Raw genomic sequence first — 24,794 nt, forward strand, 5'->3', positions numbered from 1 at the left:
CCCAGGCCTATCGCCGCAGGCGACAAGCTCCCCGAAGGCGTCCTCCTCGTCACGGCCGAAGCTGAGGACCTCGTCCTCGCGCATGCGGCGGAGCGACCGCCAGATGCTGGACTTCACCGTGCCGACACTGATGTCGAGGATCTCCGCGATCTCCGGGTCCGTGCGGCCCTCGTAGTAACGGAGGACCAGCATGGTGCGCTGGAGTTCCGGCAGCCGGGCCAGCGCCTGCCACAGGACCGCGCGCAGTTCGGTGCCGCGCATCGCGTCCGTGTCGCCGGGCGTCTCCGGCAGTTCCTCGGTCGGGTACTCGTTCAGCTTGCGGCGGCGCCACGCGCTGATGTGCAGGTTCGTCATGGTGCGGCGGAGATAGCCCCCGACCGCGGCCTTGTCGCTGATCCGGTCCCATGCCTTGTACGTCGAGAACAGCGCGCTCTGCAGCAGGTCCTCGGCCTCGAAGCGGTCGCCGGTCAGGTGGTACGCGGTGGCGTACAGAGAGGCGCGGCGCTCCTGGACGTAGGCGGTGAACTCCGCCTCCGACAGCGAGTGACGCTCCCCCGTGTCCTCCCTGTACGCGCTTCCCCCGTGCGCTTCCCCCGTGTGTGCGTCAACCACCGTCATGTAACCGGTGTGCTGACGCCCGGTGCCGCGAGCGCACCCCCGCCCGCTCACGGCACCGGACTTCTCTGAACCCCGGGTGACGTCGTGCAGACGCGTGATGACTGCGTTGTTGCTGGTGCTGTGCAGCGTGTTCATCTCGCGCCCCCCGTAGTGGACTTGCCCGGTGTTCGGATGTTCCGGCTCGGTTCCTTCGTGGTTCCTTGCCTGTGCCGAAAATCCTGCCGGGGCCACTTCATGGACGTGTCCCCCGACTGTCACAGACCTGTCACAGGGGTCCGTCTCTGCAGCTGCCCTCAGAAAACGGACAGTCCGGTCACAGAAAGGGGCGCTACGGGTACGTACACGTACAGGTGTCGAAACCCCGGCCCACCATGGGCCAGAATGAGCCCCGTGCCTTCCCTGTTGCTGATCGAGGACGACGACGCCATCCGGACGGCCCTGGAGCTCTCTCTGACGCGCCAGGGACACCGGGTAGCCACCGCTGCCAGCGGCGAGGACGGTCTGAAGCTGTTGCGTGAGCAGCGGCCGGACCTGATCGTGCTGGATGTGATGCTGCCCGGCATCGACGGTTTCGAGGTGTGCCGTCGTATCCGGCGCACGGACCAGCTGCCGATCATTCTGCTCACCGCGCGCAGCGACGACATCGACATCGTCGTCGGACTGGAGTCCGGTGCCGACGACTACGTGGTCAAACCCGTGCAGGGGCGGGTGCTGGACGCCCGCATCCGGGCCGTGCTGCGGCGCGGGGAGCGAGAGGCCAACGACGCGGCGTCGTTCGGTTCCCTCGTCATCGACCGGGCCGCGATGACCGTCACGAAGAACGGCGAGGACCTCCAACTCACGCCCACCGAGCTGCGGTTGCTCCTGGAACTGAGCCGGCGGCCGGGACAGGCCCTGTCCCGGCAGCAGTTGCTGCGCCTGGTGTGGGAGCACGACTACCTCGGCGACTCGCGCCTGGTGGACGCCTGCGTCCAGCGGCTGCGCGCCAAGGTCGAGGACATCCCGTCGTCCCCGACGCTCATCCGTACCGTGCGCGGCGTCGGCTACCGCCTGGACTCGCCTCAGTGACCGACGCACCAGGGGGGATCCGCGGCTGGCGCCCGGGTCGTAAGGGAGTTCTGTGGCGGCTGCGGTTCACCAGCCTGCGCCTGCGGCTGGTGGTCGTGTTCGGCCTGGTCGCGCTGACGGCCGCCGTGTCCGCGTCCGGCATCGCGTACTGGCTCAACCGCGAGGCGGTCCTCACCCGCGCGCAGGACGCCGTCCTGCGCGACTTCCGGCAGGAGATGCAGAACCGCGCCGGTGCGCTGCCCGTCCGCCCCACCCAGGACGAACTGATGCGCACCGCGGGCCAGATGGCCAACAGCAGCCAGCGCTTCAGCGTCCTGCTCGTCGGCCAGGACACGAACGACAAGACGGTCTACGGCAACTCGGGCGGCCTGAACGGCTTCTCGCTGGAGGACGTGCCCAAGTCGCTGCGGACGGCGGTGAACAAGCAACAGTCGGTGTCCGACGGCAACAAGGAGCCGTACCACCTGTACTGGCAGCGGGTCACCGAGCACGGCACGCCGTATCTGGTGGCCGGTACGCGGATGATCGGCGGCGGTCCGGCCGGCTACATGCTCAAGTCGCTTGAGCCGGAGGCGAAGGACCTCAACTCCCTTGCCTGGTCGCTGGGTATCGCCACCGGGCTCGCGCTGATCGGCTCCGCGCTGCTCGCGCAGGCCGCCGCGACGACCGTCCTCAAGCCCGTGCACCGGCTCGGCATCGCCGCGCGCCGGCTCGGCGAGGGCAAGCTCGACACCCGGCTGCGGGTCTCCGGGACCGATGAACTCGCCGAACTGTCACGGACGTTCAACCAGACCGCCGAGGCGCTGGAGAAGCGGGTCGCCGACATGGCGGCCCGGGACGACGCCTCGCGCCGGTTCGTCGCCGACATGTCCCACGAGCTGCGCACCCCGCTGACCGCCATCACCGCCGTGGTGGAGGTGCTGGAGGAGGAACTCGACGCCGAGACCGGCAGCGTGGACCCGATGATCGAGCCCGCCGTACGGCTGGTGGTCAGCGAGACCAAGCGGCTCGGCGACCTCGTCGAGAACCTGATGGAGGTCACCCGCTTCGACGCGGGCACCGCCCGGCTCGTCCTGGACGACGTGGACCTCGCCGACCAGATCACCGCGTGCATCGACGCCCGCGCCTGGCTGGACGCCGTGGACCTGGACGCCGAGCGCGGCATCCACTCCGTGCTCGACCCGCGCCGCCTGGACGTCATCCTCGCCAACCTCATCGGCAACGCCCTCAAGCACGGCGGCTCGCCGGTCCGGGTCTCGGTCCGGCTGGAGGACGACGACCTCGTCATCGCGGTCCGCGACCACGGCCCCGGCATCCCCGAGGACGTCCTGCCGCACGTCTTCGACCGCTTCTACAAGGCGAGCGCCTCCCGGCCGCGCTCCGAGGGCAGCGGCCTCGGCCTCTCCATCGCCCTGGAGAACGCCCACATCCACGGCGGCGGGATCACCGCCGCCAACTCCCCCGAGGGCGGCGCGGTGTTCACCCTGCGGCTGCCCAGGGACGCCTCCACGCTCACGGAGGAGACCGACAAGGGCGAGGGCGACGGCTCGGACGGCTCCAAGGGGAACGCGTCATGACCGTACGACAGTTGATGACCCTGCCCCGCGAACGCGCCCTGGCGGTACGGCCGTTGCTGGCGCTCCCCCTGCTCGGCCTGCTGCTCACCGGGTGCGGGATCCGGGCCACGGAGGTGCCGACCGACTTCGGGGCGGCGCCGTCCCGGGTGCCCTGCACGCTCACCGTGCCGGACGTGTCGCCGCAGGCCGCGCGGGGGGTGCCCGTGCAGGTGTTCCTGCTGTGCGGGTCGTCGCTGGTGACCGTCGACCGGGCCGTACAGGTGCCGGACGGCACGGCGGACGTGCAGCGGCGCGTCATCGTCGCCCAGGGGCTGCTGGACCAGCTCGCGGAGTCGCCGTCGTCGGGCGAGAAGGACGCCGGGTACACGACCGACGTGCGCGGCGGCATGACGGTGAGCGGGCCGCGGGCCAAGGACCCCAAGGACGCGCTGCGGCTGAGCAATTCACCGGCCGACCTCACGTCGTACGCGCTCGCCCAGCTCGTCTGTACGTTCTCCGACTCGGCCGCGGCCGAGGGCGACGGCTCCGTGATCCTGGGCGGCCCGGACGGCTCGCCGCTGCGCCGCTACGAGTGCACGGACGACGTCCGCTCCGACCCGGGCACCAAGGCACCGCCGTCCAGCGAGGTGACGGGCGGCTGAAACCGCGGGCGCCCCGGGGGTGAACGAGGCGCGAAAAAAGGCGTGTGGCGCAGGCCTCACCCTGGTGCTTGGCACCTACCCGGAACCGATCGTGCCGGAGAGGGCGTCTTGTGGGACGTGCAGCGTCAAGGCTCCATCGGCGGCAGCGCCGCGATTCGCATCCGTGTGACAGGAGGTGTCCTCCTCGTCGCACATCTCGTGCTCGTCGCCTGGGTCACGCTGCGCCCAAGGGACGTCCCCTGGGTGATGCCCCCGAATCTGCACCCGCTGGCCAGTATCCGGGCCGATCTGGCCATGGGCTGGCCGGAGGTGTCGAAGCGGATCGGTGAGGGCCTCGCGCTGCTGGCCCCGCTGGGTGTCCTGCTCCCGATGGTCAGCGGCAGACTCCATGTCTCCCCGCTCGCGTCCTTCATCCGTACGGTCGCGGCGGGCGCCCTGATCTCCCTGGGCATCGAACTGCTGCAGACCGGGGTGCCCGGTCAGGTCGTGGACATCGACTCGCTGCTGATGAACACGGTGGGCGTGGCCCTCGCGCATGCCGCGATCGTCCCGGCGGCCCGTGCCTGGCTCCGCCGCAGGGGTGAGAGCAGGCGTCCCGCGACCGTCCTCCAGGAGGAACCGGCTCAGGGACGGACCCCGACGATTCCCAGGGTCGGCATCGCACCGTAGAGCGACGCCCCGCCGCTTCCGGCTCCGTACGGTTGAAGACAGACGGGGCGACCACACGGGAAGCCTCGGACTGCCGCTCGCGAAGGAGCAAACCATGACCGCCATTGCCCGCCCCACCCAAGGCCGCATGATCGGCGGAGTGTGCGCAGCGCTGGCGCGGCGCTTCGGTACCTCCGCGACCACGATGCGGGTGATCTTCGTGCTCTCCTGCCTGCTGCCCGGCCCGCAGTTCCTGCTCTACATCGCGCTGTGGATCCTGTTCCCGTCCGAGGACAAGGTGCGCACCGAGGCCTGGTGAGGCTCCGGCGCACGTACGCCGATGGGGCGCACCCCTCGTCCAGGGGTGCGCCCCATCGGCGCGTTCGGGGGTGGGCTCAGCCCAGCGGGATGCCGTTCAGCGGCAGGCCGTGCGTGGGCAGGCCCGTGTTGGACAGCGGGAGGCCGCCCAGCAGCCCGGCGACGGGCGCGGTCGGACCGTCGGACAGCACCTTCTCGGCGGCCGGCTGCACGGCGGACAGACCACCCGCGAGTGCGGGCTGCGCCTGGCTCAGTGCCTGGCCGGCACCCGGCAGCGCCTTGGCGACGTTCTCCGCGGGCAGCGTGTGGGTCACAGTACCCAGCGCCTGGGTGGCGTCCGGAACCGCCGGAGCCGCGCTCGCGGCACCCGCGCCTACGGCGGCGAAGGCGGCACCGAGGGCGGCGACACCGAGGGTCTTGGCAGCAGACTGCTTCATGGTGAATGCGTCCTTGAATGGAATGACGGGGATGTGAGCGGTCCATGACCGTAAACACGCGAAGGCACCCGCCGCAAACATCGAAATGCGGACGGATTGTGAACACCCGCCCGCATTCCGGTTCTCCCCGTCAGCCCCGCTCAGCCCTCTTCGGGCGCAGAACCGCTGGTGGAAGCGGTCTGCCGGAACAGCCATTCGGATTTCAGCTCGGCATATCCGGGCTTGATCACGTCATTGATCATGGCGAGTCGTTCATCGAAAGGAATGAATGCTGACTTCATAGCATTGACGGAAAACCACTGCATGTCGTCGAGCGAATAACCGAACGCCTCGACAAGGTGCTCGAATTCCTTGCTCATGCTGGTGTGGGACATCAGCCGGTTGTCGGTGTTGACCGTCGCCCGGAAGTGCAGCCGCCGCAGCAGCCCGATCGGGTGCTCGGCGTAGGAGTCGGCGGCGCCGGTCTGGAGGTTGGAGCTGGGGCACAGCTCCAGCGGGATGCGCTTGTCCCGCACGTACGACGCGAGCCGCCCGAGCTCGACCGAACCATCGGCCTTGACCTGGATGTCGTCGATGATGCGCACCCCGTGCCCGAGCCGGTCGGCGCCGCACCACTGCAACGCCTGCCAGATCGACGGCAGCCCGAAGGCCTCACCGGCGTGGATCGTGAAGTGGTTGTTCTCGCGCTTCAGATACTCGAAGGCGTCCAGGTGCCGGGTGGGCGGGAACCCGGCCTCCGCACCCGCGATGTCGAAGCCGACGACACCCAAGTCGCGGTAGCGGTTGGCGAGTTCGGCGATCTCCAGGGAACGGGCCGCGTGCCGCATGGCGGTGAGGAGCGCCCCGACGCGAATCCGCCGCCCACCCTCCCGGGCGATCAACTCCCCTTGCCGGAAGCCCTCGTTGACGGCCTCGACGACCTCTTCGAGGCTGAGCCCACCGTCGAGGTGCTGCTCGGGCGCGTACCGCACCTCCGCGTAGACGACACCGTCCTCGGCGAGGTCCTCGGCACACTCGCGGGCGACCCGGATCAGCGCGTCCCGGGTCTGCATCACGCCGACCGTGTGCGAGAAGGTCTCCAAGTACCGCTCCAGCGAACCGGAGTCGGCGGCCTCGGCGAACCACACGCCGAGCTTGTCCGGGTCGGTCTCGGGGAGTTCGGTGTACCCGGCGTCCCTCGCGAGTTCGACGATCGTCCCCGGGCGGAGACCGCCGTCGAGGTGATCGTGCAGCAGGACCTTCGGCGCCCGGCGGATCTGCTCCGAGCTCGGGATGTTCGTGGTCTGGCTCGTCATTTCCGCACTCTAACTCCTACGCGCGTAGATCACCCGCTGTACGAATCCGTCGATACGTAACGGTGACCGCGCGGAAGGATGGCGTACACGCTCACTTCTGACACTGTTCTGTCATGGCACAGCAAGCGACGCCGGTCAGGACGGCCCGGCTGGGGAGAGCGCTCGGTCCCGAACCGGCCTCGGTGAGCGGCGTGGTGCTGCTGCTCCCCGGCGGCGAGGAGGTCTCCAGCCGCAGGCCCTCCCCCATGATGGCGACGGCCTCCGTACGGACGCTGGGACGCCGGCTGGCCCGCGCGGGCTCGGCCGACGGGCTCGCCACGCATGTCGTCCACTACCGCTGCCGCGGCTGGAACGGCAGCGAGGCGTCTCTCGCGCACGACACGGCCTGGGCGGTGGAGGAGGTCGTACGGCGGTACGGGGACGTGCCCGTGTGTCTCACCGGGATCGACATGGGCGCCCGCGCGGCGTTGCGCTCCGCGGGGCACGAGGCGGTGAACTCCGTGGTGGCGTTGGCTCCTTGGCTGCCCGAACAGGATGTGGCCGCGCCGCCCGAACCGGTGAAGCAACTCGCGGGGCGGCGGGTGCTGATCGTGCACGGCACGAACGACGAACGGACCGATCCCGAACTGTCGTTCAGGTTGGCGGCTCGGGCGAAGAAGGCGAACCGGGACATCTGCCGGTTCGAAGTGCATTCCGATGGGCACGGGTTGCATCAACACCGGCAGGAAGTGCACGCGTTGACTGAGGACTTCGTGATGGGGGCGTTGTTCGGGCGGGCGTTTTCTCGGCCTGTTGAGGACGCGCTTCAGGCTCCGCCGCCGTTGGGTTTGCGGATGCCGTTGGCTGCGGGATTTGGGCGGTCGCTTCGTAAGGGTTGACGTTTCGTTGCCGGGTGCGGGTCCGGTGGGGGCTGGTCGCGCCCACGCGGCGGAGCCGCAAATTGACACAGCCCCGCGCCCCTTAGATGGGTGGATCCTATGTGGGTAGCAAGTTGCCCCTTTTCGACATTAGGAACTGCTTGAAGGCTGTCACCGGCGGGGTGTCGGGGTGGCCGTCCAGCCATGCCACGCCGATCTCTCTTACCGCCCTCGGAGCTGTGACCGTCAACTCCGCAACTCCCGGGCGGGGTACGGCTGGTGGAGGCAAGAGCGCGACCCCCAACCCTGCCGCCACCAGGCCTCGTAGGGTCTCCGCCTCTTCGCCCTCGAAGGCGATTCGCGGCCGGAAGCCGGCCTCCTTGCAGACGTCGTCCGTGATGCGGCGGAGGCCGTAGCCCGGTTCCAACGTCACGAAGGTCTCGTCGGCTGCCTCTGCGAGGCGGACCCTCTTCCGCGTCGCCAGGCGGTGGTCGGCGGGAACCACCAGCCGCAGCTTCTGCTCGTCGAGGCGGCGGCCCACCAGGTCCGGTGCGTCCGGTACGGGTGAGGTCAGGCACAGGTCCAGCTCCCCCGCGCGCAGCCGCTCCAGCATGGCCTCGCCGTAGTTCTGGACGAGGCTGAAGCGGACGCGGGGGTGGTCGGTGCGGAAGGCTCGGATGAGGCCGGGGACGGTTTCCGAGCCGAGGGTGTGGAGGAAGCCGAAGGCGACCTTGCCGGTGGCGGGGTCGGCGTCGGCGCGGACCTCGTCGGCGGCCCGCTCGATCTCGGCGAGGGCGCGGTCGACGGAGGTGAGGAAGGTACGGCCGGCCGGGGTCAGGGAGACCGTGCGGCCTCTGCGCGCGAACAGGTCCACGCCCAGGTCCTGTTCGAGGCGGACCATCGCTCGCGACAGGGTGGACTGCGGGACCTGCATCTCCTGCGCGGCCCGGGTGACGTGTTCGGTGCGGGCGACGCCGGCGAAGTACGCGAGGCGGGGCGCGAGCAGCGCGACGATGTCTTCTGTGTCACCGGACGGTGACAGGTGAGCCTGTGACCTCTGCTGATGCACCATGGGAACGATTATGACGTTTCCGTGCATTGGACGGATGAGCGGGAGCGTACGTAGCTTCGAAGCATGTCTCCCGCCGATACCGGGGCGTCCACGATCGTGGCCGCCACGCAGCCTGTCCCCACCCCTGCCCCCGACACTCGGCTGACGCCGGGTGGTCCCGGTTACCGCCGGATGAGCTTCGCGCTGTTCCTCGCGGGCGTGGCGACCTTCGCGCTCCTCTACTCCACACAGGCGCTGCTGCCGCTGATCTCCTCCGGTTTCGCGGTGTCGGCGAGTGCGGCGAGCTGGACGGTGGCGGCCGCGACGGGTGGGCTCGCGTTGTTCGTCCTGCCGATGAGCGCGCTGTCGGAGCGTTTTGGACGTCGTACGGTCATGACGGCGTCGCTGGTCGTCGCGGTGAGCGTCGGGGTGCTGGTCCCGTTCGCGCCGTCGCTGGGTGCGTTGGTGGCGCTGCGGTTCCTTCAGGGGGCCGCGCTGGCCGGGCTGCCCGCGTCGGCGACGGCGTATCTGGCGGAGGAGGTCCGGCCGAAGGCGCTGATCACGGCGATCGGTCTGTTCGTGGCGGGCAACAGTGTCGGCGGGATGAGCGGCCGGGTCATCACCGGCTGGGTCGCGCAGGAGTGGGGCTGGCGGGTCGCCGTGGCGGTGATCGGCGTCATCGCGGTCGGCTGCGCGATCGCCTTCCGCCTGCTGCTCCCCGCGCCGAAGCACTTCACACCGGGTTCGTTGCGCCCGCGCGTCCTGGCCCGCACGGTCCGCGACCACCTCGCGAACCCGCTGCTGTGCCGTCTGTACGCGATCGGCGCCCTGTTCATGACGGTCTTCGGCGGCGTCTACACGGTGATCGGCTACCGCCTCACCGAGGCCCCCTTCTCCCTCCCCCAAGGCATCATCGGCTCGATCTTCCTCGTGTATCTGGTGGGGACGGTGTCGGCCTCCACGGCGGGGCGGCTGGTGGGCCGGCTGGGGCGCCGGGGGGCGCTCTACCTGGCGGGCGGTACGACGGCGGCGGGTCTCGTGGTCTCCCTGGCCGACTCGCTTCCCCTGGTGCTGCTCGGCCTGGTCCTCATCACGGCGGGCTTCTTCGCGGGGCACGCGGTCGCGTCCTCTGCGGTCAGCAAGACGGCGACGACCGGGCGGGCGCAGGCGTCGGCTCTCTACCAGTCCGCGTACTACATCGGGTCCAGCACCGGCAGTACGGTCGGCGCGATGGCGTTCCACGCGGGGGGCTGGGCCGGGACGGTGGGTGTGGGGGTGCTGGCGGTGGTCGGTGTGGTGACGATCACCGTGTTGGGGTCGCGGGCTGCGCGGGTGGAGCGGCGAGGGGTTGAGGCGGCGGCTGCCTGACCACCCAGGCCGGCGATGTCCAGCGCCGGCCGACCATCCAGTACAGGCCGCGATTATTCAGCCCGTCCGGCGTTTGAGGACGAGGCCCCTTCAGGGCCGACGGGGGTCTGGGGGCGCAGCCCCCAGAAGACGCCCACGCCAATACCGGGTGACCTGTAATCGCCCTGACCTGCACGTTCACCCAGTCCTCGCGCCATTGTCAGTGGGCTGCGCTACGTTTCGGGGTAAGGGAAGAACGGCCACAGGGGTGGGTGGGCGAGACCATGAGTGACAGCGCTGTGACGACGACGGACCTCGACGTCAGGCTGGAGAAGCACCGCGTCGAGCTGACCGGGTACTGCTACCGGATGCTCGGCTCCTCCTTCGAGGCCGAGGACGCGGTGCAGGACACGATGGTCCGCGCCTGGCGGAACTACGAGAAGTTCGAGGGCCGGTCCAGCCTGCGTTCGTGGCTGTACCGGATCGCCACGAACGTCTGCCTGGACATGCTGTCCGCCGGTAACAAGCGGGCCAGGCCCGTCGATCTCAGCGACTCCACCCCCCTCGCGCAGGCCGCACTGTCGCCCCGCCCGGACAACACCTGGCTGGAGCCGATGCCGGACGCGCGCGTGCTGCCGAGCGTCACCGACCCGGCGGACGCGGCGGTCGCCAAGGAGTCCGTGCGGCTCGCGTTCATGGCCGCCCTGCAGCAACTCCCGCCCAAACAGCGGGCGGTGCTGATCCTCCGCGAGGTGCTGGCCTGGCGGGCGAACGAGGTGGCCGAGCTGCTCGGTACCTCGGTCGCGTCGGTCAACAGCGCGTTGCAGCGGGCCCGGGCGACCCTCGCCGAGCGGGACGAGAAGGCGGCCGACGCGGCCGTGTCCGACCCGCTCGACGAGGAGCAGCAGAAGCTCCTGGAGCGCTATGTGAAGGCCTTCGAGGGCTACGACATGGCCGCGCTCACCGCGCTGCTGCACGAGGACGCCATCATGACGATGCCGCCGTTCGACCTGTGGCTGACCGGTCACGACGACATCACGGGCTTCATGACCACGCTCGGCGCCGCCTGCGAGGGCTCACGCCTGATCCCGGTACAGGTGAACGGCCTGCCGGGCTTCGCCCAGTACAAGCCGGACCCCGAGGCGGGCGGCTTCAGCCCGTGGTCGGTTCAGGTCCTGGAGATCTCAGACGGCAGGCTCACCGGGTTCCACTTCTTCCTGGACACGAAGCGCTGGTTCCCGCTGTTCGACCTGCCCCTCCATCTCGAAGCGGAGTCCGACCAGGTCGAGGAGGGCGCGTAGCGCGGGGCCGGGGTCGCGCAGCCTGATCCGGCGGCCACCGGCCCGCCGGGCGGTGAGTTCCAGCCGCGCCAGGAGATCGACGGTATCGAGCCCCGGCGGTCCGGGTCCCACGACCTCGACCGGGACCGCTCCGGCACCGGTCGCCTCCAGCAGTGCCCGTACCTCGGCACACAGCCCCGCCACCTCGTCACGGGTGACGGGGCGGGCCGGCACGAGTACAGCGGGTGTCTTGGCGTCCACGATCGGTAGACCGGGTGGGCGGTCGTAACTCATCGGGGGCGACCGCCTAGGTTTGCTGTATGCCCCACGGATCAGCCCCGCCCTGGATACCCGACGCCCTCCCGCGCGCCGAAGTCGCTGCCGAGGGGGTGCCGTGCAGGGGGTGCTGACCGGGTTCGCGGTCATCGGTGTGGTCATCGCGGTCGGCTATCTGATCGGCCTGCGCGGTTCCCTCGGCGAACACGGCCGTGACGTCCTGACCAAGCTGGCCTTCAACGTCGCGTCCCCGGCGCTGCTGTTCACGACCCTCGCGCGGGCCGACCTGTCGGTGGTCTTCTCCAGCGGGCTGCTCGTGACGATGCTGAGCACGGCGGCGGTGGCGGGCGTGTTCGTGGTGGTGGGGGTCGTACGGGGCTGGGGTGTGGGCCGTACGACGATCGGGGCGCTCTGTTCGAGTTACGTCAACTCCGGCAACCTCGGTATCCCGATCTCGGTGTACGTCCTGGGCAACGCGTCGCTGGTGGCGCCGGTGATGTTGTTCCAGCTCGTCGTGGTGAGCCCGCTCGCGCTGACGATCCTCGACCTGTCGGGCGAGGGTGAGAAGGGGCCTTTGTGGCTACGGCTGCTCACGCCGCTGCGGAATCCGGTCGCGCTCGGTTCTCTTGCCGGGGTTCTGGTGGCGGGGATCGGGGTGCGTGTTCCGAACCCGGTGATGGATCCGGTCACCCTGATCGGGAACATGGCGGTACCGGCGGTGCTGATCGGGTTCGGGATTTCCCTGCGGGGCAGCAAAATGCCGGGGCGCGGGGCGGATCGCCAACCGGTGTTTCTCTCGGTCGTGTTGAAGGTCGTGGGGCAACCGGTGATTGCCTGGGTGTTGGGGGGTGCGTTCGGTATTCACGGGGCGGCGTTGCTTGACGTGGTGGTGACGTCGGCGCTGCCGGGTGCGCAGAACCTGTACACGTACGCGAGCCGGTATCGCACCGGCGAGGGGCTTGCCCGGGACTCGATCCTGTTGTCGACGGTTCTTTCGGTGCCGGTGTTGGTGGTCATTGCGGCACTGCTTGGCTGAGTTCGGTGGGTGTCTGCGGGTGCGTCATGGCTGGTCGCGCCCGCGCGGCGGAGCCGCAAATGTCACAGCCCCGCGCCCCTTGGGGGGTTGCCGGACCGTGGGTGACTTGCTCGGCTCGCTTCCCCTCAGGCAAAGCGAAAGAGACCGGGACCCGCAGGCCCAGCCAGCTTCCCCCGGGCAAGCGAAGGGGCCGGAACCCTCGAAGTCCCAGCCCCTCCCCCACCACCGACCACCGACCACCGATCAGGCGATGCGCTCCAGCACCACCGGCGAAGCCGTGAAGGCAGTTCCCTCGATGCCGATGTCGTAGGAGCCCTCAACCGCCTCCAGCGCGTACTCGAAGCGCTCCGGCGTATCCGTGTGCAGCGTCAGCAGAGGCTGGCCGGCCGTAACGACATCCCCCGGCTTGGCGTGCATCTCCACTCCCGCGCCCGCCTGCACCGGGTCCTCCTTGCGCGCACGCCCCGCGCCGAGGCGCCAGGCGGCGATGCCGACGTCGTAGGCGTCGAGGCGGGTAAGGACGCCCGACGACGTGGCCTTCACCACATGCTGTTCGCGTGCCACCGGCAGTTCCGCGTCCGGGTCGCCGCCCTGCGCCGCGATCATCCGGCGCCAGACGTCCATCGCGGAACCGTCGGCCAGGGCCTTCGCCGGGTCGGCGTCCTTCACGCCGGCCGCGTCGAGCATCTCTCGGGCCAGGGCGAGGGTCAGCTCCACCACGTCGGACGGGCCGCCGCCTGCCAACACCTCGACGGATTCCCGGACTTCGAGGGCATTGCCGGCCGTCAGGCCCAGCGGGGTGCTCATGTCCGTCAGCAGCGCGACCGTCTTCACGCCGTGGTCCGTGCCCAACCCGACCATCGTGGACGCCAGTTCACGCGCGTCCTCGATCGTCTTCATGAACGCGCCCGTGCCGACCTTCACGTCCAGGACCAGGGAGCCCGTACCCTCCGCGATCTTCTTCGACATGATCGAGGAGGCGATCAGGGGGATCGCCTCCACCGTGCCCGTGACGTCCCTCAGCGCGTACAGCTTCTTGTCCGCGGGAGCCAGGCCGTCGCCCGCCGCGCAGATCACCGCTCCCGTGCCCTCCAGTACGGACAGCATCTCCTCGTTGGAGAGCAGGGCGCGCCAGCCGGGGATCGACTCCAGCTTGTCGAGGGTGCCGCCGGTGTGGCCGAGGCCACGGCCGGAGAGTTGGGGGACGGCCGCGCCGCAGGCTGCCACGAGGGGCGCCAGCGGGAGCGTGATCTTGTCGCCGACGCCGCCCGTGGAGTGCTTGTCGGCGGTCGGGCGGGAGAGGGACGAGAAGTCCATGCGCTCGCCGGAGGCGATCATCGCGGCGGTCCAGGTGGCGATCTCCCGGCGGTTCATGCCGTTGAGGAGGATCGCCATGTTGAGGGCGGCCATCTGGTAGTCGGCCACCTCCCCGCGGGTGTACGCGTCGATGACCCAGTCGATCTGCTCGTCGCTCAGTTCACCGCGGTCGCGCTTGGTACGGATGACGGAGATGGCGTCCATGGCCATGGCTTGGCTTTCCTTCCGAACGTTCAGAAAATGCGCGGCCCCCCTGAGTGGATCGACGACGTGCGTCGGTACGCAACTCAGAAGGGCCGCACGGGAGTTACCGGGTGAGATGGTCCGGCCCGAAGGCCTGCGGGAGCATCTCCGAGAGCGGCAGGATGCCCGCCGGTGTCTCCACCAGCAGGCCGGGACCGCCGAACTCGTACAGCAGCTGGCGGCAGCGGCCGCACGGGACGAGGATGTCGCCCTTGCCGTCGACGCACGTGAAGTGCGTCAGCCGGCCGCCGCCGGTGCGCTGGAGGTCGGAGACGAGCCCGCACTCGGCGCACAGGCCGAGCCCGTACGACGCGTTCTCGACGTTGCAGCCGGAGACCGTGCGGCCGTCGTCGACCCGGGCGGCGACCCCTACGGGATAGCCCGAGTACGGCGCGTACGCGTGGGACATCGCCTCCCGCGCCTCGGTGCGCAGTTCGTCCCAGTCGACGGACGGGTCGGCGGCGGGCGAGGTCACTTGCCCTGTCCCTTCCGGTACGGCAGGCCGTCCGCCTTCGGCATCCGCAGGTGCTGCGCGGACAGCGAGAGCACCAGCAGGGTGACGATGTAGGGGCTGGCGCCGACCAGTTGGGTCGGGACCTGGTCGGTGGTGGCGTACCAGACGAACATCAGGGCGCCGATGACGGCGGTGACGACGGCGGGGACGTACCGCTTCCTCCACACCATGTAGGCGCAGCCGGCGACGAGCAGGAAGCCGATCAGCAGGATCAGCGCGTGGACGTTGGTGGCGCCGCCGCGCAGGTTGAGGCTGTCGGTGTAGCCGAACAGGCCCGCGCCGAGGGCGAGTCCGCCCGGCATCCAGTTGCCGAAGATCATCGAGGCGAGGCCGATGTAGCCGCGGCCGCCGGTCTGGCCGTCGAGGTAGACGTTGGACGCGACGATCGACAGGAAGGCGCCGCCGAGGCCGGCGAAACCGCCGGAGATGATCACGGCGATGTACTTGTACTTGTAGACGTTGACGCCGAGGGACTCGGCGGCCACCGGGTTCTCACCGCAGGAGCGGAGGCGAAGGCCGAAGGCGGTGCGCCACAGGACCCACCAGGTGGCCGGTACGAGGGCCACCGCGATGACGGTGAGCGGGGAGAGGTCGGTGATCAGACCGCCGATCAGGCCCGCGATGTCCGAGATCAGGAACCAGTGCTTCCCGTTGAGGGTGCCCAGCCAGCTCGACAGTCCTGGGATGTCGAAGGTGCCGAGGGAGTCGATCGGCGGGGACTGCTTGGCGGAGCCCTGCTCGGTGTTGGCGAAGGTGAACTTCGACAGATAGCGGGTGGTGCCGAGCGCCAGGATGTTGATGGCGACACCGGAGACGATGTGGTTGACGTTGAACGTCACCGTGGCGATGGCGTGCAGCAGCGCGCCGAGGCAGCCGCCGATGATGCCGAAGACGATGCCGACCCACGGGCCCCACTGGTAGCCGGCCCAGGCGCCGAACCAGGTGCCGAGGATCATCATGCCTTCGAGGCCGATGTTGACGACGCCCGCGCGCTCGGCCCACAGCCCGCCGAGACCGGCGAGGCCGATGGGCACGGCCGCCCTCAGGGCCGTGGACATCTGGCCGGTTGACGTGATGCCGTCCGCGCCCGTGATGAGGCGGACGATCGACGTCAGGATCAGGGCGCCCGCGATGATCAGCAGGAGCACGGGGAGCGAGAAACGGCGGCCGCCCTTGCCGGGCTGCTGCGCCTGCGGCTTGGCGATGGTCGCGGTACTCATCGGGCCGCCACCTCCTTCTTCTCGGAGTTGTTGCGGGCGGCCGCGGCGAGTTCCTCGCCGACGCGCTTCTGCTGGCGGCGCAGGCCCCAGGTGCGGACGACCTCGTACGAGATGACGACCGCGAAGACGATCAGGCCCTGCATGATCGTCGCGATCTCCTTCTGGTACGCGACCGGGGTCGCGTAGTCCAGAGCGGGAGACGCCTTGTCGAGGAAGGCCCAGAGGAGGGCGGCGAGCGCGATGCCGCCCGGGTTGTTGCGGCCGAGCAGGGCGATGCCGATCGCGGTGAAGCCGAGGCCCTCGGGGAAGGTGAGGCTGTAGGTGTGGCTGTCGCCGAGCAGCAGCGGCAGACCGGCGAGGCCGGCGACACCGCCGGAGATCAGCATCGCGGTGAGCGTCATGCGCTTGGCGTCGACGCCGGAGGCCGCGGCGGCGGACTCGGACTCGCCGGTGGCGCGCAGGTCGAAGCCGAAGCGGGTGCGGTTGAGGACGAGCCAGTACAGGACGCCCATGATCGCGGCGAGGAAGACCAGGCCGTAGATCTCGCCGACGTCCGAGCCCAGGTCGATGCCCGGGATCCAGCCGGACTTCTTCATGATGCCGGTCGTCATGTTGTTGCCGACCTGCACGCCCCACGTGTTCGTCTGCGTGAGGTAGAGGATCAGGCTGGTGGCGATCGCGTTGAGCATGATCGTGGCGACGACCTCGCTGACCCCCCGGGTGACCTTGAGGACACCCGCGATACCGGCCCAGAAGGCGCCGGTGAGGACGGCGACCAGGAGCAGCAGCGGCACCTGGAGGACGGCCGGCAGGCCCACGTGCGCGCCGACGACCGCGGTCATCACGGCGCCGAGGCGGTACTGGCCGTCGACGCCGATGTTGAACAGGTTCATCCGGAAGCCGAGGGCGACCGCCAGGGCGGCGATGTAGTACATCGACGCCTGGTTGATGATCAGCACCTGGACGTCGGAGTACCCGATCTGCTGGAGCATCAGGTTGTACGGCTCGATCGGGTTCTTGCCGGAGGCGAGCAGCACGACCGAGGTCAGCAGGATCGCCGCGACAAGCGCCATGACCGGTCCGGCCACGGCGAGGAGCACGCGCTCCTTGTCGAACTTCTTCATCGGGCCTCGTCCTCCGGGGCGGTGTCGTCGGCGCCGTCTTCTGCGGACTCTTCGACGTGTTCGAGGTGACCGGACGCGGCGCCGGTCATGGCCGAGCCGAGTTCCTCGGGCGTGACGGTGGCCGGGTCGGCGTCGGCGACCAGCCTGCCGTCGTAGATCACGCGCAGGGTGTCCGACAGGCCGATCAGTTCGTCCAGGTCGGCGGAGATCAGCAGCACGGCCAGGCCCTCGCGGCGGGCCTCGCGGATCTGGTCCCAGATCGCGGCCTGCGCGCCGACGTCCACACCGCGGGTGGGGTGGGCGGCGATCAGGAACTTCGGCTTGTGGCTCATCTCGCGGCCGACGATCAGCTTCTGCTGGTTGCCGCCGGACAGGGAGGCGGCGGTGACGTCGATGCCGGGGGTGCGGACGTCGTACTCCTCGACGATCCGGCGGGTGTCGGCCTGGGCGCCCTTGATGTCGAGCCAGATGCCCTTCGCGTTGGGCTTCTCGGTGACGTGGCCGAGGATGCGGTTCTCCCACAGCGGGGCTTCCAGCAGGAGGCCGTGGCGGTGGCGGTCCTCGGGGATGTAGCCGATGCCCTTTTCGCGGCGCTTGCGGGTGGCCCAGGGGGTGATGTCGTCGCCGAGGAAGCCGATGGTGCCGGAGTCGGCGTTCTTCAGGCCGATCAGCGCGTCGATGAGCTCGGTCTGGCCGTTGCCCTCGACGCCGGCGATGCCCATGACCTCACCGGCGTGGATGGTGAAGGTGACGTCGTCGAGGACGCGCTTGGCAGCGCCGCCGGCGGGGGCGAGGTCGCCGAGCAGTCCGCCGCCCGCGGGTTCGGCCTCGGCGCCGAGGGAGGCACCGCCGCCCGCGTAGACGGTGAGGCCCTTGACCTCGATGACGGGCGTGTCGGTGACCGTGGACTCGGCGGTCTCCGGGGTGGGCAGTTCGCTGCCGACCATCATCTCGGCGAGCTGACGCGGGCTGGTCGCGGAGGGGACGGCCGTGCCGACGGTCGTACCGCGCCGGATGACGGTGATCTCGTCGGCGACCGAGAGCACCTCGCCCAGCTTGTGCGAGATGAAGATGACCGCGAGGCCCTCGGACTTGAGTTCGCGCAGGTTGCTGAAGAGGGCGTCGACCTCCTGCGGCACCAGGACGGCGGTGGGCTCGTCCAGGATCAGGGTGCGGGCGCCGCGGTAGAGGACCTTGAGGATCTCGACGCGCTGGCGCTCGGCGACGCCGAGGCTCTCGACGAGAAGGTCCGGGCGGACGTTCAGGCCGTAGCGGTCGGAGATCTCCTTGATCTTCTTGCGGGCGCCGCCGCCGATGCCGTGGAGCTTCTCGCTGCCCAGGACCACGTTCTCCAGGACGGTGAGGTTGTCGGCGAGCATGAAGTGCTGGTGGACCATGCCGATGCCGCGGGCGATGGCGTCGGCGGGGGACGAGAAGGTGACGAGCTCGCCGTCGACGGCGATGGTGCCCTCGTCCGGCTTCTGCATGCCGTAGAGGATCTTCATCAGGGTCGACTTGCCGGCGCCGTTCTCACCGACGAGGGCGTGCACGGTGCCTTTTCGGACACTGAAGCGGATGTCGCTGTTGGCGACGACACCCGGGAATCGCTTGGTGATCCCCACCAGCTCGACCGCGATCGTCGACTGATCGCCGAGTGGAGGGTTGCTGGACGCGTCGATGGCGAACTCTCCTCGTGGAAAGGGGCCTCTCTACGCGCGTAGCGCCCCTGCTTTAAATAGTGCCCGGACCTGACCGGCTTTGTGTGGCATCCGATCCGTTCCGAGCATTCTGCCGCGCGAACGGGGCGTGGGCAGACATCCTCCCCACACCCCGTTCCGTGGCCGTAACGCTGTCATTACAGCGCTCTTTTGGCCATGGTCGTGACTGGCCTGGAACCAACGGTTCAGGAGGTCTTGACCTTGATCGAGCCGTCCTTGATCCCCGCCTCGGCCTTCTTGAGGGCGGCCTGCAGGGTGGCGTTGTTCTTGAAGGTCGGGTTGGAGTCGGCCAGGCCCACCGCGCCGTTGCTCAGCGAGCCGCGGATCTCGCCGTTCAGCGGCTTCTTGTCCTTGATGACGGACTTGGAGAGGTCGTACACCGCGCCCGCGACGTTCTTCAGGGCCGAGGTGAGGATGTACGGCTTGTACTTGGCCAGCGCCGCCTGGTTGTACTGGTCGGAGTCGACACCGATCGCCCAGACCTTGTGCGCGGCGGCGGACTTGATGACGCCCTGGCCGGAGAGACCGGCGGCCGCGTAGACCACGTCCGCGCCGGCCTCGATCTGGCCGTCGGCGGCGGCCTCGCCCTTGTCGGGGCTGGAGAAGCCACCCTGGGCGGCGGTCTGGGTCAGGTACTGCGCCTTGACCGTGACGCCCTTCTTGGTGTCCTTGACGCCCTGCTCGAAGCCCGCCTCGAACTTGTGGATCAGCGGGACGTCGACACCGCCGATGAAGCCGACGGTGTTCGACTTCGTCGTCAGCGCGGCGGTGACACCGGCCAGGTAGGAGGACTGCTCCTCGTGGAAGACCATGTCGGCGACGTTGGCGGCCGTGATGGTGTTGTCGTCGATGATGCCGAAGGTGATCTTCGGGAACTTCGCGGCGGCTTCCTTGACGGCGGGGGCGTAGGCGAAGCCGACACCGATCACCGGGTTGTAGCCGGACCTGGCGAGGGTCTCCAGGCGCTGGACCTTGTCCGCGTCGGACTCGTTGTCCTGCGGCTCGACGTCGCGGCCGCTGACGCCGAAGTCCTTCTCGGCCTTCACCAGACCGGCGTACGCGGCGTCGTTGAAGGACTGGTCGCCCTTGCCGCCGACGTCATAGGCAAGGCCAATACCCTTGGACGTGCCACCGCTGCTGCTGCTGGTCGTGGACTCGTTGGACGAGCTGCCACAGGCGGAGACGGTTACTGCAAGAGCTGCGGTTGCAACGCCTGCAACCGCGATTCGGGACACCCGGCGCATGGAACGAGACTCCTTCGTGCAAGCGCCCAAACCAGGCGCTGGTTCCGCCGCAGCGTAACGCGCGTAGACCAGACGGAAAACCCCATCTGTCCGGTCCGTTATAGAGCTGTGGCCACAGATGCCCGACAGACTACGGACAGCCGGACGCCCCTTGCGGGAGGCAAGGGGCGTCTGGCTGCAACGATGCCCGGAGGGCGTAGTTTTCTGGCTCTGTCACGGCGTTCTGCCGCGCCGCGACAGACCGTCGATCTACTTCGTGTTGACGGTGATCTTGCCGGAGACGATGTCCGCCTTGGCCTTGTCCACCGCGGCGACGGCGGCGGTCATGGCCTTGTACTTCGGGTTGGTGTCGGAGAAGCCGACGCCGTCGTTGTCGAGGCCGTAGCGGATCACGCCGGTCTTGGGCTTGCCCTCGTACACGGACTTCACCAGGTCGTAGACGGCGCCGCCGACGTTCTTGAGCGCCGAGCCGAGGATGGCGTCCTTGTACTTGGCCAGTGCCGCCTGCTCGTACTGGTCGGAGTCCACACCGATGGCCCACACGCCCTTGGCGGAGGCCTCGGAGATGACGCCCTGGCCGGACAGACCGGCGGCGGCGTACAGAACGTCCGCGCCCGCGTCGATCTGGCCGCTCGCGGCGTCCTTGCCCTTGTCGGGGCTGGAGAAGCCGCCCTGCGCCGCGGTCTGCGTCAGGTACTGCGACTCGATCTTGATGCTCGGGTTGACGGACTTGGCGCCCTGGTCGAAGCCGGCCTCAAACTTGTGGATGAGGGGGACGTCCACGCCGCCGATGAAGCCGATGTGGTTCTTCTTGGTCGCCTTGGCCGCGGCGACGCCCGCCAGGTACGAGGACTGCTCCTCGTGGAAGACCAGGTCGGCCACGTTGGCGGCCTTGTCCTGCTCGTCGTCGATGATGCCGAACGTGATGTTCGGGAACTTCGCGGCGGCTTCCTTGACGGCCGGCGCGTAGGCGAAGCCGACACCGATCACCGGGTTGTAGCCGGCCGTGGCAAGGCTCTCCAGGCGCTGGACCTTGTCCGCGTCGGACTCGTTGTCCTGCGGCTCGATGTCGCGGCCGGTGAGCTTGAACTCCTTCTCGGCCTTCTGCAGACCCGCGTAGGCGGCGTCGTTGAAGGACTGGTCGCCCTTGCCGCCGACGTCGTAGGCGAGGCCGATGCCCTTGCCGGTGTACTTGCCGGACGAGGACGACGAGCTGCCACTCGCCTTGTCGGCGTCCTTGCTGGAGCTACCGCAGGCGGTGGCCGCGAGGGCGATGACCGTGACGGCCACCGCAGCTTGGGAGAACTTCGTCCTCCGAGATGTCTGACGCACAGCAAGCACTCCTTCGTCCCCACGGCACCGTCACCGGACCGCTTCCCCAAGCCGCCGCCTCTGTGGCGATTTCCGCGCACAGTAACGCGCGTAGACGAGGAGGGGAACGGGGTTTCTCCTTGCCGTTACCGGATCGTGCCGCCGCCGCGTTACGTTCACTCGCCGGTGGTTACACCCGGGTGACACAGGGGGACGTAGGGGTACCGAACGGGCACCCCTACGACCGCCTGGGCCGGCGCGTTCCGGTCAGATCGCCCCGTCGATCAGCGCGGCGGCGGTGAACAGCTCCACGCCGACCGTGATCGCGGACTCGTCGGCGTCGAAGTCGCCCTGGTGGAGGTCCCGCACGGTCCGCTCCCCCGGTGTCCGTACGCCGAGCCGGGCCATGGCGCCGGGCACGTGCTCCAGGTACCAGGAGAAGTCCTCGCCGCCCAGGCTCTGCTCGGTGTCCTCGACGGAGAGCGGCCCGCGGCGCGCGGTCATCGCGTCCCGCAGCAGCTCGGTGACGAGCGCGTCGTTGACGACGGGCGGCACCCCGCGCACGTAGTTGATCGCGGACTTGGCCCGGTACAGCCCGGCGACCTCGTCGATCGCCGCGTGCACGATGTCGGGCGCCTGCCGCCAGGCGTCGAGATCGAGACACCGTACGGTGCCCGACAGCTCGGCGTGCTGGGGGATGACGTTGGGCGCGTGCCCCGACTCGATGCGCCCCCAGGTCACGGACACCCCGCTCCTCGCGTCCATTCGGCGGGAGACGATCGCGGGCACGTCGGTGGCGACGCGGGCGGCGGCGGTCACGAGGTCGGTGGTGAGGTGCGGCCTGGCGGTGTGGCCGCCGGGCCCGGCCAGGGAGACCTCCAGCCGGTCGCAGGCGGAGGTGATGGGGCCGATCCGCAGCCCGATCCGCCCGCTGTCCACCTTGGGGTCGCAGTGCACGGCGATGATCCGGCCGACCCCGTCGAGCACCCCGCACTCGATGGCGTCGGCGGCACCGCCGGGCAGGACCTCCTCGGCGGGCTGGAAGAGCAGCCGTACGGCACGCGGCAGCAGCCCCTGCTCGTGCAGCCGGGCCAGCACGAGACCGGCGCCGAGCACCACGGTGGTGTGCACGTCGTGGCCGCAGGCGTGGGCGCGGTCGGGCACGGTGGAGCGGTACGCGCACTCACTCTTCGTGTCCGGGATGGGCAGGGCGTCGATGTCGGCGCGCAGCGCGAGCATGGGTACGGCGGTGTCGCGGGGTCCGATGTCACAGACGAGCCCGGTCCCGATGGCGAGGACGCGCGGTTCGAGGCCGGCCTTCTCCAGCCGTGCCTTGATCGCGGCGGTGGTCCGGAACTCCTGGTTGCCCAGCTCGGGGTGCATGTGCAAGTCCCGCCGGAACGCGACGAGTTCGGCACGCAGGGCCTCCGGCAGGGTGCCCGGAAGCACATTCCCGACGGATTCGACCTCGGACTCTGCCTCGGACTCTGGTGACATCAATTGCTTCACCCTCTGAAGGGTAGGGCGCCCGGGTGGTCAACTGACCCTCGATCAACAAAAGTTCAACCCGTTAGTCGAAGAAAATCTGACCGCCGACCGCATAGCCGCTCACGGAGATGGGTAAACTGCCCGCTCCTTCTGGGATACCACGCCTCACCACAGCCCAGCTTGCCCCGTCCGCATCCCGGAATCCGCACCGCCACGCGACAGTACGAACACGGCTACGCAACGTGAGATTCCCGGGCCCGCGTCCCCTTGATCCGGACGCGCGTCCCCTTGATAGGGTCCGCCGACGTGACCGACCCGAACGCGGATCCCGCCGCGGACTTCATAGAGGCCACCCGCTCCTCCTACGACGCGATCGCCCCCGCGTACAGCGCCGAGCACCCCGACGGCCTGGGCGAGGGCCCCGTCGAAACGGGCCTCCTGACCGCCTTCGCCGAGCTCGTCCGTACGGCGTCGGGCGAGGCACCGGTGGCCGACGTGGGCAGCGGCCCCGGATACGTGACGGCCCGCCTCAACGCCCTAGGCCTCCCGGCCTTCGGCATCGACATCTCCCCGCACATGGTGGCGCTGGCCCGCGAGGCGCATCCCCAACTCCGGTTCCAGGTGGGCTCGATGACGTCCCTGGACGTACCGGACGCGACCCTGGGCGGTGTCATCGCCCTGTACTCCACGATCCACATCCCGGACGCCCAACTCCCCGGCGTCCTCGCCGAGTTCCACCGAGTCCTACGCCCGGGCGGCTACGTCCTGCTCGCGTTCCAGGCCTCGGACGGCGAGCACATCCACATGACCGAGCGCTACGGCCAGGACATCTCCCTCGACTACTACTTCCGCACCCCGGCGGAGATCGCGACGTTCCTCACGGAGGCGGACCTGAGCTTGTACGCCCAGACCCGCGTCGAGCCTCAGGGGCAGCAGAAATGGGGGCGGGCTTTCGCACTGGCCCAGAAGCCTTCACTTGACTGAATGACACAATCATAGTGTCATTGCGGCATGCTGTACGCGACACCCGTCCTGGACGACGACGACCTGCGCGCCCTCGACGAGATCGAGGCCATGCGCCGCGCCCTGCGGCACATGCTGCGGGCCACCCCCCGTTGGACACGGCAGCTGCGCCGCAACCTCACCGCCCGTGCGATCGCCGGCTCGAACACCATCGAGGGGTACGCCGCGACAGTCGACGACGTGGAAGCCCTCATGTCCGGCGAGGAACCCCTGGAGACTGGCGAGAAGACCCGCGCCGAACTTGAGGGCTACCAGCGCGGCATGACCTACATCCAGGCCCTCGCCGACGCCGGTGACGATTTCCGGTACGACGCCGGGCTGCTCAACGGTCTGCACTTCATGCTGCAAGGCCACCACCTCGACAAGCGCCCCGGCCGCTGGCGCGACGGCCCCGCCTACGTCACCAGCCCCGACGACCCCCTGATCCCCGCCTATACCGCGCCCGGGCACGAGGATGTCCCCGCGCTGATGCGGGAGTTCATCGAGTGGCTCAACGAAGGGGACCGCGACGCTCCGGTCCACGTGCGCGCCTCCATGGCCCACCTCAACCTCGTCAAGATCCATCCGTGGAAGGACGGCAACGGACGCGTGTCCCGCGCCCTCTCCACGCTGGTCTTCTCCCGCGAGGCGCTGATGCCACCAGAGTTCTCCTCGATCGAGGAGTGGCTCGGCCGAGGCCAGAACACCTATGCCTATTACCAGATCCTGGAGGATGTGGGCGGTCCGCGTTGGAGCCCCGAACGGGACACCCGCCCCTGGATCCGGTTCTGCCTGACCGCCCACCATCGCCAGGCCCAGCAAGCCCAGCGGCGCTTCGATGTGATGTCCCGCGCCTGGACCCACCTCGTCGGGGCCGTCGAAGCGACGGGTCTGGACGAGCGCGTCGTCTACGCCCTTCTGCCCGCTTTCTCCGACGCCAAGGTGCGCCGCACCGTCTACCAGCAGGACGCCGACCTCAGCGATCAGCAAGCCATCCGCGACATCCGCGAACTCGTCGCCCGTGGATGGCTCGTCCCCCACGGCAAGGCCCGTGCCCGCTACTACGCTCCCGGCCCGCTCATGAACCCCGTCCGGAGCGAGATCCGCCAGTCCCTGGAGCCGTACACGGACCCCTATCGCCGAGAGGGATGACCCTCGGGGCGA

24 protein-coding genes are annotated in these 24,794 nt (G+C 69.3%); 11 read left to right on the forward strand and 13 right to left on the reverse strand.

What is annotated here, in order from left to right:
- A partial coding sequence (locus tag ACFWP5_RS31280) for a SigE family RNA polymerase sigma factor (protein ID WP_384163953.1) occupies positions 1-753 on the reverse strand: 753 nt, incomplete at its 3' end.
- Between the two features lie 255 nt (positions 754-1,008).
- Between ACFWP5_RS31280 and afsQ1 the strand changes: the two genes are divergently transcribed.
- The 5 genes from afsQ1 (at position 1,009) to ACFWP5_RS31305 (ending at position 4,871) form a co-directional block, all read left to right on the forward strand.
- The gene (gene afsQ1 / locus ACFWP5_RS31285; protein WP_019055771.1) at positions 1,009-1,686 is read left to right on the forward strand and encodes a two-component system response regulator AfsQ1; all 678 of its coding nucleotides are present in this window, start codon (positions 1,009-1,011) and stop codon (positions 1,684-1,686) included.
- Complete coding sequence (locus ACFWP5_RS31290) at positions 1,683-3,263, forward strand: ATP-binding protein (protein ID WP_384163956.1); 1,581 nt, start codon at positions 1,683-1,685, stop codon at positions 3,261-3,263. The genes afsQ1 and ACFWP5_RS31290 overlap by 4 nt, the downstream gene beginning before the upstream one ends.
- A complete protein-coding gene (locus tag ACFWP5_RS31295; RefSeq protein ID WP_384163959.1) occupies positions 3,260-3,904 on the forward strand; it encodes a hypothetical protein in 645 nt (214 codons plus the stop codon). The genes ACFWP5_RS31290 and ACFWP5_RS31295 overlap by 4 nt, the downstream gene beginning before the upstream one ends.
- Positions 3,905-4,021: 117 nt before the next feature.
- The gene (locus ACFWP5_RS31300) at positions 4,022-4,573 is read left to right on the forward strand and encodes a VanZ family protein (protein WP_384163962.1); all 552 of its coding nucleotides are present in this window, start codon (positions 4,022-4,024) and stop codon (positions 4,571-4,573) included.
- A 94-nt stretch (positions 4,574-4,667) separates the two neighbouring features.
- On the forward strand, positions 4,668-4,871 hold the full coding sequence (locus ACFWP5_RS31305; RefSeq protein WP_384163965.1) for a PspC domain-containing protein: 204 nt from the start codon (positions 4,668-4,670) through the stop codon (positions 4,869-4,871).
- A gap of 76 nt (positions 4,872-4,947) precedes the next feature.
- Here the strand turns inward: ACFWP5_RS31305 and ACFWP5_RS31310 are convergent, their stop codons facing one another.
- Together ACFWP5_RS31310 and ACFWP5_RS31315 are read right to left on the reverse strand one after the other, a co-directional pair.
- On the reverse strand, positions 4,948-5,307 hold the full coding sequence (locus ACFWP5_RS31310; protein WP_384163968.1) for an ATP-binding protein: 360 nt from the start codon (positions 5,305-5,307) through the stop codon (positions 4,948-4,950).
- 140 nt (positions 5,308-5,447) lie between these two features.
- Positions 5,448-6,602: an adenosine deaminase gene (locus ACFWP5_RS31315; RefSeq protein ID WP_384163971.1), complete on the reverse strand. Its 1,155-nt coding sequence runs from the start codon at positions 6,600-6,602 to the stop codon at positions 5,448-5,450.
- A gap of 113 nt (positions 6,603-6,715) precedes the next feature.
- Here ACFWP5_RS31315 and ACFWP5_RS31320 point away from each other — a divergent pair, with 113 nt between their 5' ends.
- Positions 6,716-7,480, forward strand: coding sequence for a prolyl oligopeptidase family serine peptidase (locus ACFWP5_RS31320; protein ID WP_384163974.1), 765 nt, complete (start codon positions 6,716-6,718; stop codon positions 7,478-7,480).
- Positions 7,481-7,577: 97 nt separating this feature from the next.
- Here ACFWP5_RS31320 and ACFWP5_RS31325 read toward each other — a convergent pair whose 3' ends face one another.
- Positions 7,578-8,531 (reverse strand): LysR family transcriptional regulator, encoded by a 954-nt coding sequence (locus ACFWP5_RS31325; protein ID WP_384163977.1) that lies wholly within the window; start codon positions 8,529-8,531, stop codon positions 7,578-7,580.
- Positions 8,532-8,594: 63 nt separating this feature from the next.
- Here ACFWP5_RS31325 and ACFWP5_RS31330 point away from each other — a divergent pair, with 63 nt between their 5' ends.
- Together ACFWP5_RS31330 and ACFWP5_RS31335 are read left to right on the forward strand one after the other, a co-directional pair.
- A complete protein-coding gene (locus ACFWP5_RS31330; RefSeq protein WP_384163980.1) occupies positions 8,595-9,878 on the forward strand; it encodes an MFS transporter in 1,284 nt (427 codons plus the stop codon).
- 263 nt (positions 9,879-10,141) lie between these two features.
- Complete coding sequence (locus ACFWP5_RS31335; RefSeq protein WP_384163983.1) at positions 10,142-11,158, forward strand: sigma-70 family RNA polymerase sigma factor; 1,017 nt, start codon at positions 10,142-10,144, stop codon at positions 11,156-11,158.
- Here the strand turns inward: ACFWP5_RS31335 and ACFWP5_RS31340 are convergent.
- A complete protein-coding gene (locus tag ACFWP5_RS31340) occupies positions 11,042-11,431 on the reverse strand; it encodes a hypothetical protein (protein WP_384163987.1) in 390 nt (129 codons plus the stop codon). The two genes, ACFWP5_RS31335 and ACFWP5_RS31340, sit on opposite strands and share 117 nt — an antisense overlap.
- A 100-nt stretch (positions 11,432-11,531) precedes the next feature.
- On the opposite strand from ACFWP5_RS31340, the gene ACFWP5_RS31345 reads away from it, so the two are divergent.
- Entirely contained in the window at positions 11,532-12,449 is a 918-nt protein-coding gene (locus ACFWP5_RS31345) for an AEC family transporter (RefSeq protein WP_384163990.1), read from the forward strand.
- A gap of 243 nt (positions 12,450-12,692) precedes the next feature.
- On the opposite strand, the gene ACFWP5_RS31350 is transcribed toward ACFWP5_RS31345, so the two are convergent.
- The 8 genes from ACFWP5_RS31350 to ACFWP5_RS31385 all read right to left on the reverse strand — a co-directional run bounded on the left by ACFWP5_RS31350 (position 12,693) and on the right by ACFWP5_RS31385 (position 22,637).
- On the reverse strand, positions 12,693-13,976 hold the full coding sequence (locus tag ACFWP5_RS31350; RefSeq protein ID WP_384163993.1) for a thymidine phosphorylase: 1,284 nt from the start codon (positions 13,974-13,976) through the stop codon (positions 12,693-12,695).
- Between the two features lie 97 nt (positions 13,977-14,073).
- Entirely contained in the window at positions 14,074-14,484 is a 411-nt protein-coding gene (locus tag ACFWP5_RS31355; RefSeq protein ID WP_384163996.1) for a cytidine deaminase, read from the reverse strand.
- Positions 14,481-15,743 (reverse strand): ABC transporter permease, encoded by a 1,263-nt coding sequence (locus tag ACFWP5_RS31360; protein WP_384163999.1) that lies wholly within the window; start codon positions 15,741-15,743, stop codon positions 14,481-14,483. The genes ACFWP5_RS31355 and ACFWP5_RS31360 overlap by 4 nt, the downstream gene beginning before the upstream one ends.
- Complete coding sequence (locus ACFWP5_RS31365) at positions 15,740-16,867, reverse strand: ABC transporter permease (RefSeq protein WP_384164002.1); 1,128 nt, start codon at positions 16,865-16,867, stop codon at positions 15,740-15,742. Before ACFWP5_RS31365 ends, ACFWP5_RS31360 begins: the two co-directional genes overlap by 4 nt.
- Positions 16,864-18,504 (reverse strand): ABC transporter ATP-binding protein, encoded by a 1,641-nt coding sequence (locus ACFWP5_RS31370; protein WP_384164066.1) that lies wholly within the window; start codon positions 18,502-18,504, stop codon positions 16,864-16,866. Before ACFWP5_RS31370 ends, ACFWP5_RS31365 begins: the two co-directional genes overlap by 4 nt.
- 266 nt (positions 18,505-18,770) lie before the next feature.
- Positions 18,771-19,829 (reverse strand): BMP family protein, encoded by a 1,059-nt coding sequence (locus ACFWP5_RS31375; RefSeq protein WP_384164005.1) that lies wholly within the window; start codon positions 19,827-19,829, stop codon positions 18,771-18,773.
- A 249-nt stretch (positions 19,830-20,078) separates the two neighbouring features.
- Complete coding sequence (locus ACFWP5_RS31380; protein WP_384164069.1) at positions 20,079-21,119, reverse strand: BMP family protein; 1,041 nt, start codon at positions 21,117-21,119, stop codon at positions 20,079-20,081.
- A gap of 288 nt (positions 21,120-21,407) precedes the next feature.
- The gene (locus tag ACFWP5_RS31385) at positions 21,408-22,637 is read right to left on the reverse strand and encodes a M20 family metallopeptidase (RefSeq protein WP_384164009.1); all 1,230 of its coding nucleotides are present in this window, start codon (positions 22,635-22,637) and stop codon (positions 21,408-21,410) included.
- A 297-nt stretch (positions 22,638-22,934) separates the two neighbouring features.
- Between ACFWP5_RS31385 and ACFWP5_RS31390 the strand changes: the two genes are divergently transcribed.
- Both ACFWP5_RS31390 and ACFWP5_RS31395 read left to right on the forward strand, forming a co-directional pair.
- The gene (locus ACFWP5_RS31390; RefSeq protein ID WP_384164012.1) at positions 22,935-23,612 is read left to right on the forward strand and encodes a methyltransferase domain-containing protein; all 678 of its coding nucleotides are present in this window, start codon (positions 22,935-22,937) and stop codon (positions 23,610-23,612) included.
- A 27-nt stretch (positions 23,613-23,639) separates the two neighbouring features.
- The gene (locus tag ACFWP5_RS31395; protein WP_384164015.1) at positions 23,640-24,782 is read left to right on the forward strand and encodes a Fic family protein; all 1,143 of its coding nucleotides are present in this window, start codon (positions 23,640-23,642) and stop codon (positions 24,780-24,782) included.
- The last annotated feature ends 12 nt before the right edge of the window (positions 24,783-24,794 follow it).

Origin of the sequence: Streptomyces sp. NPDC058469, from assembly GCF_042721125.1 — a bacterium.
Classification (GTDB): Bacteria; Actinomycetota; Actinomycetes; order Streptomycetales; family Streptomycetaceae; genus Streptomyces.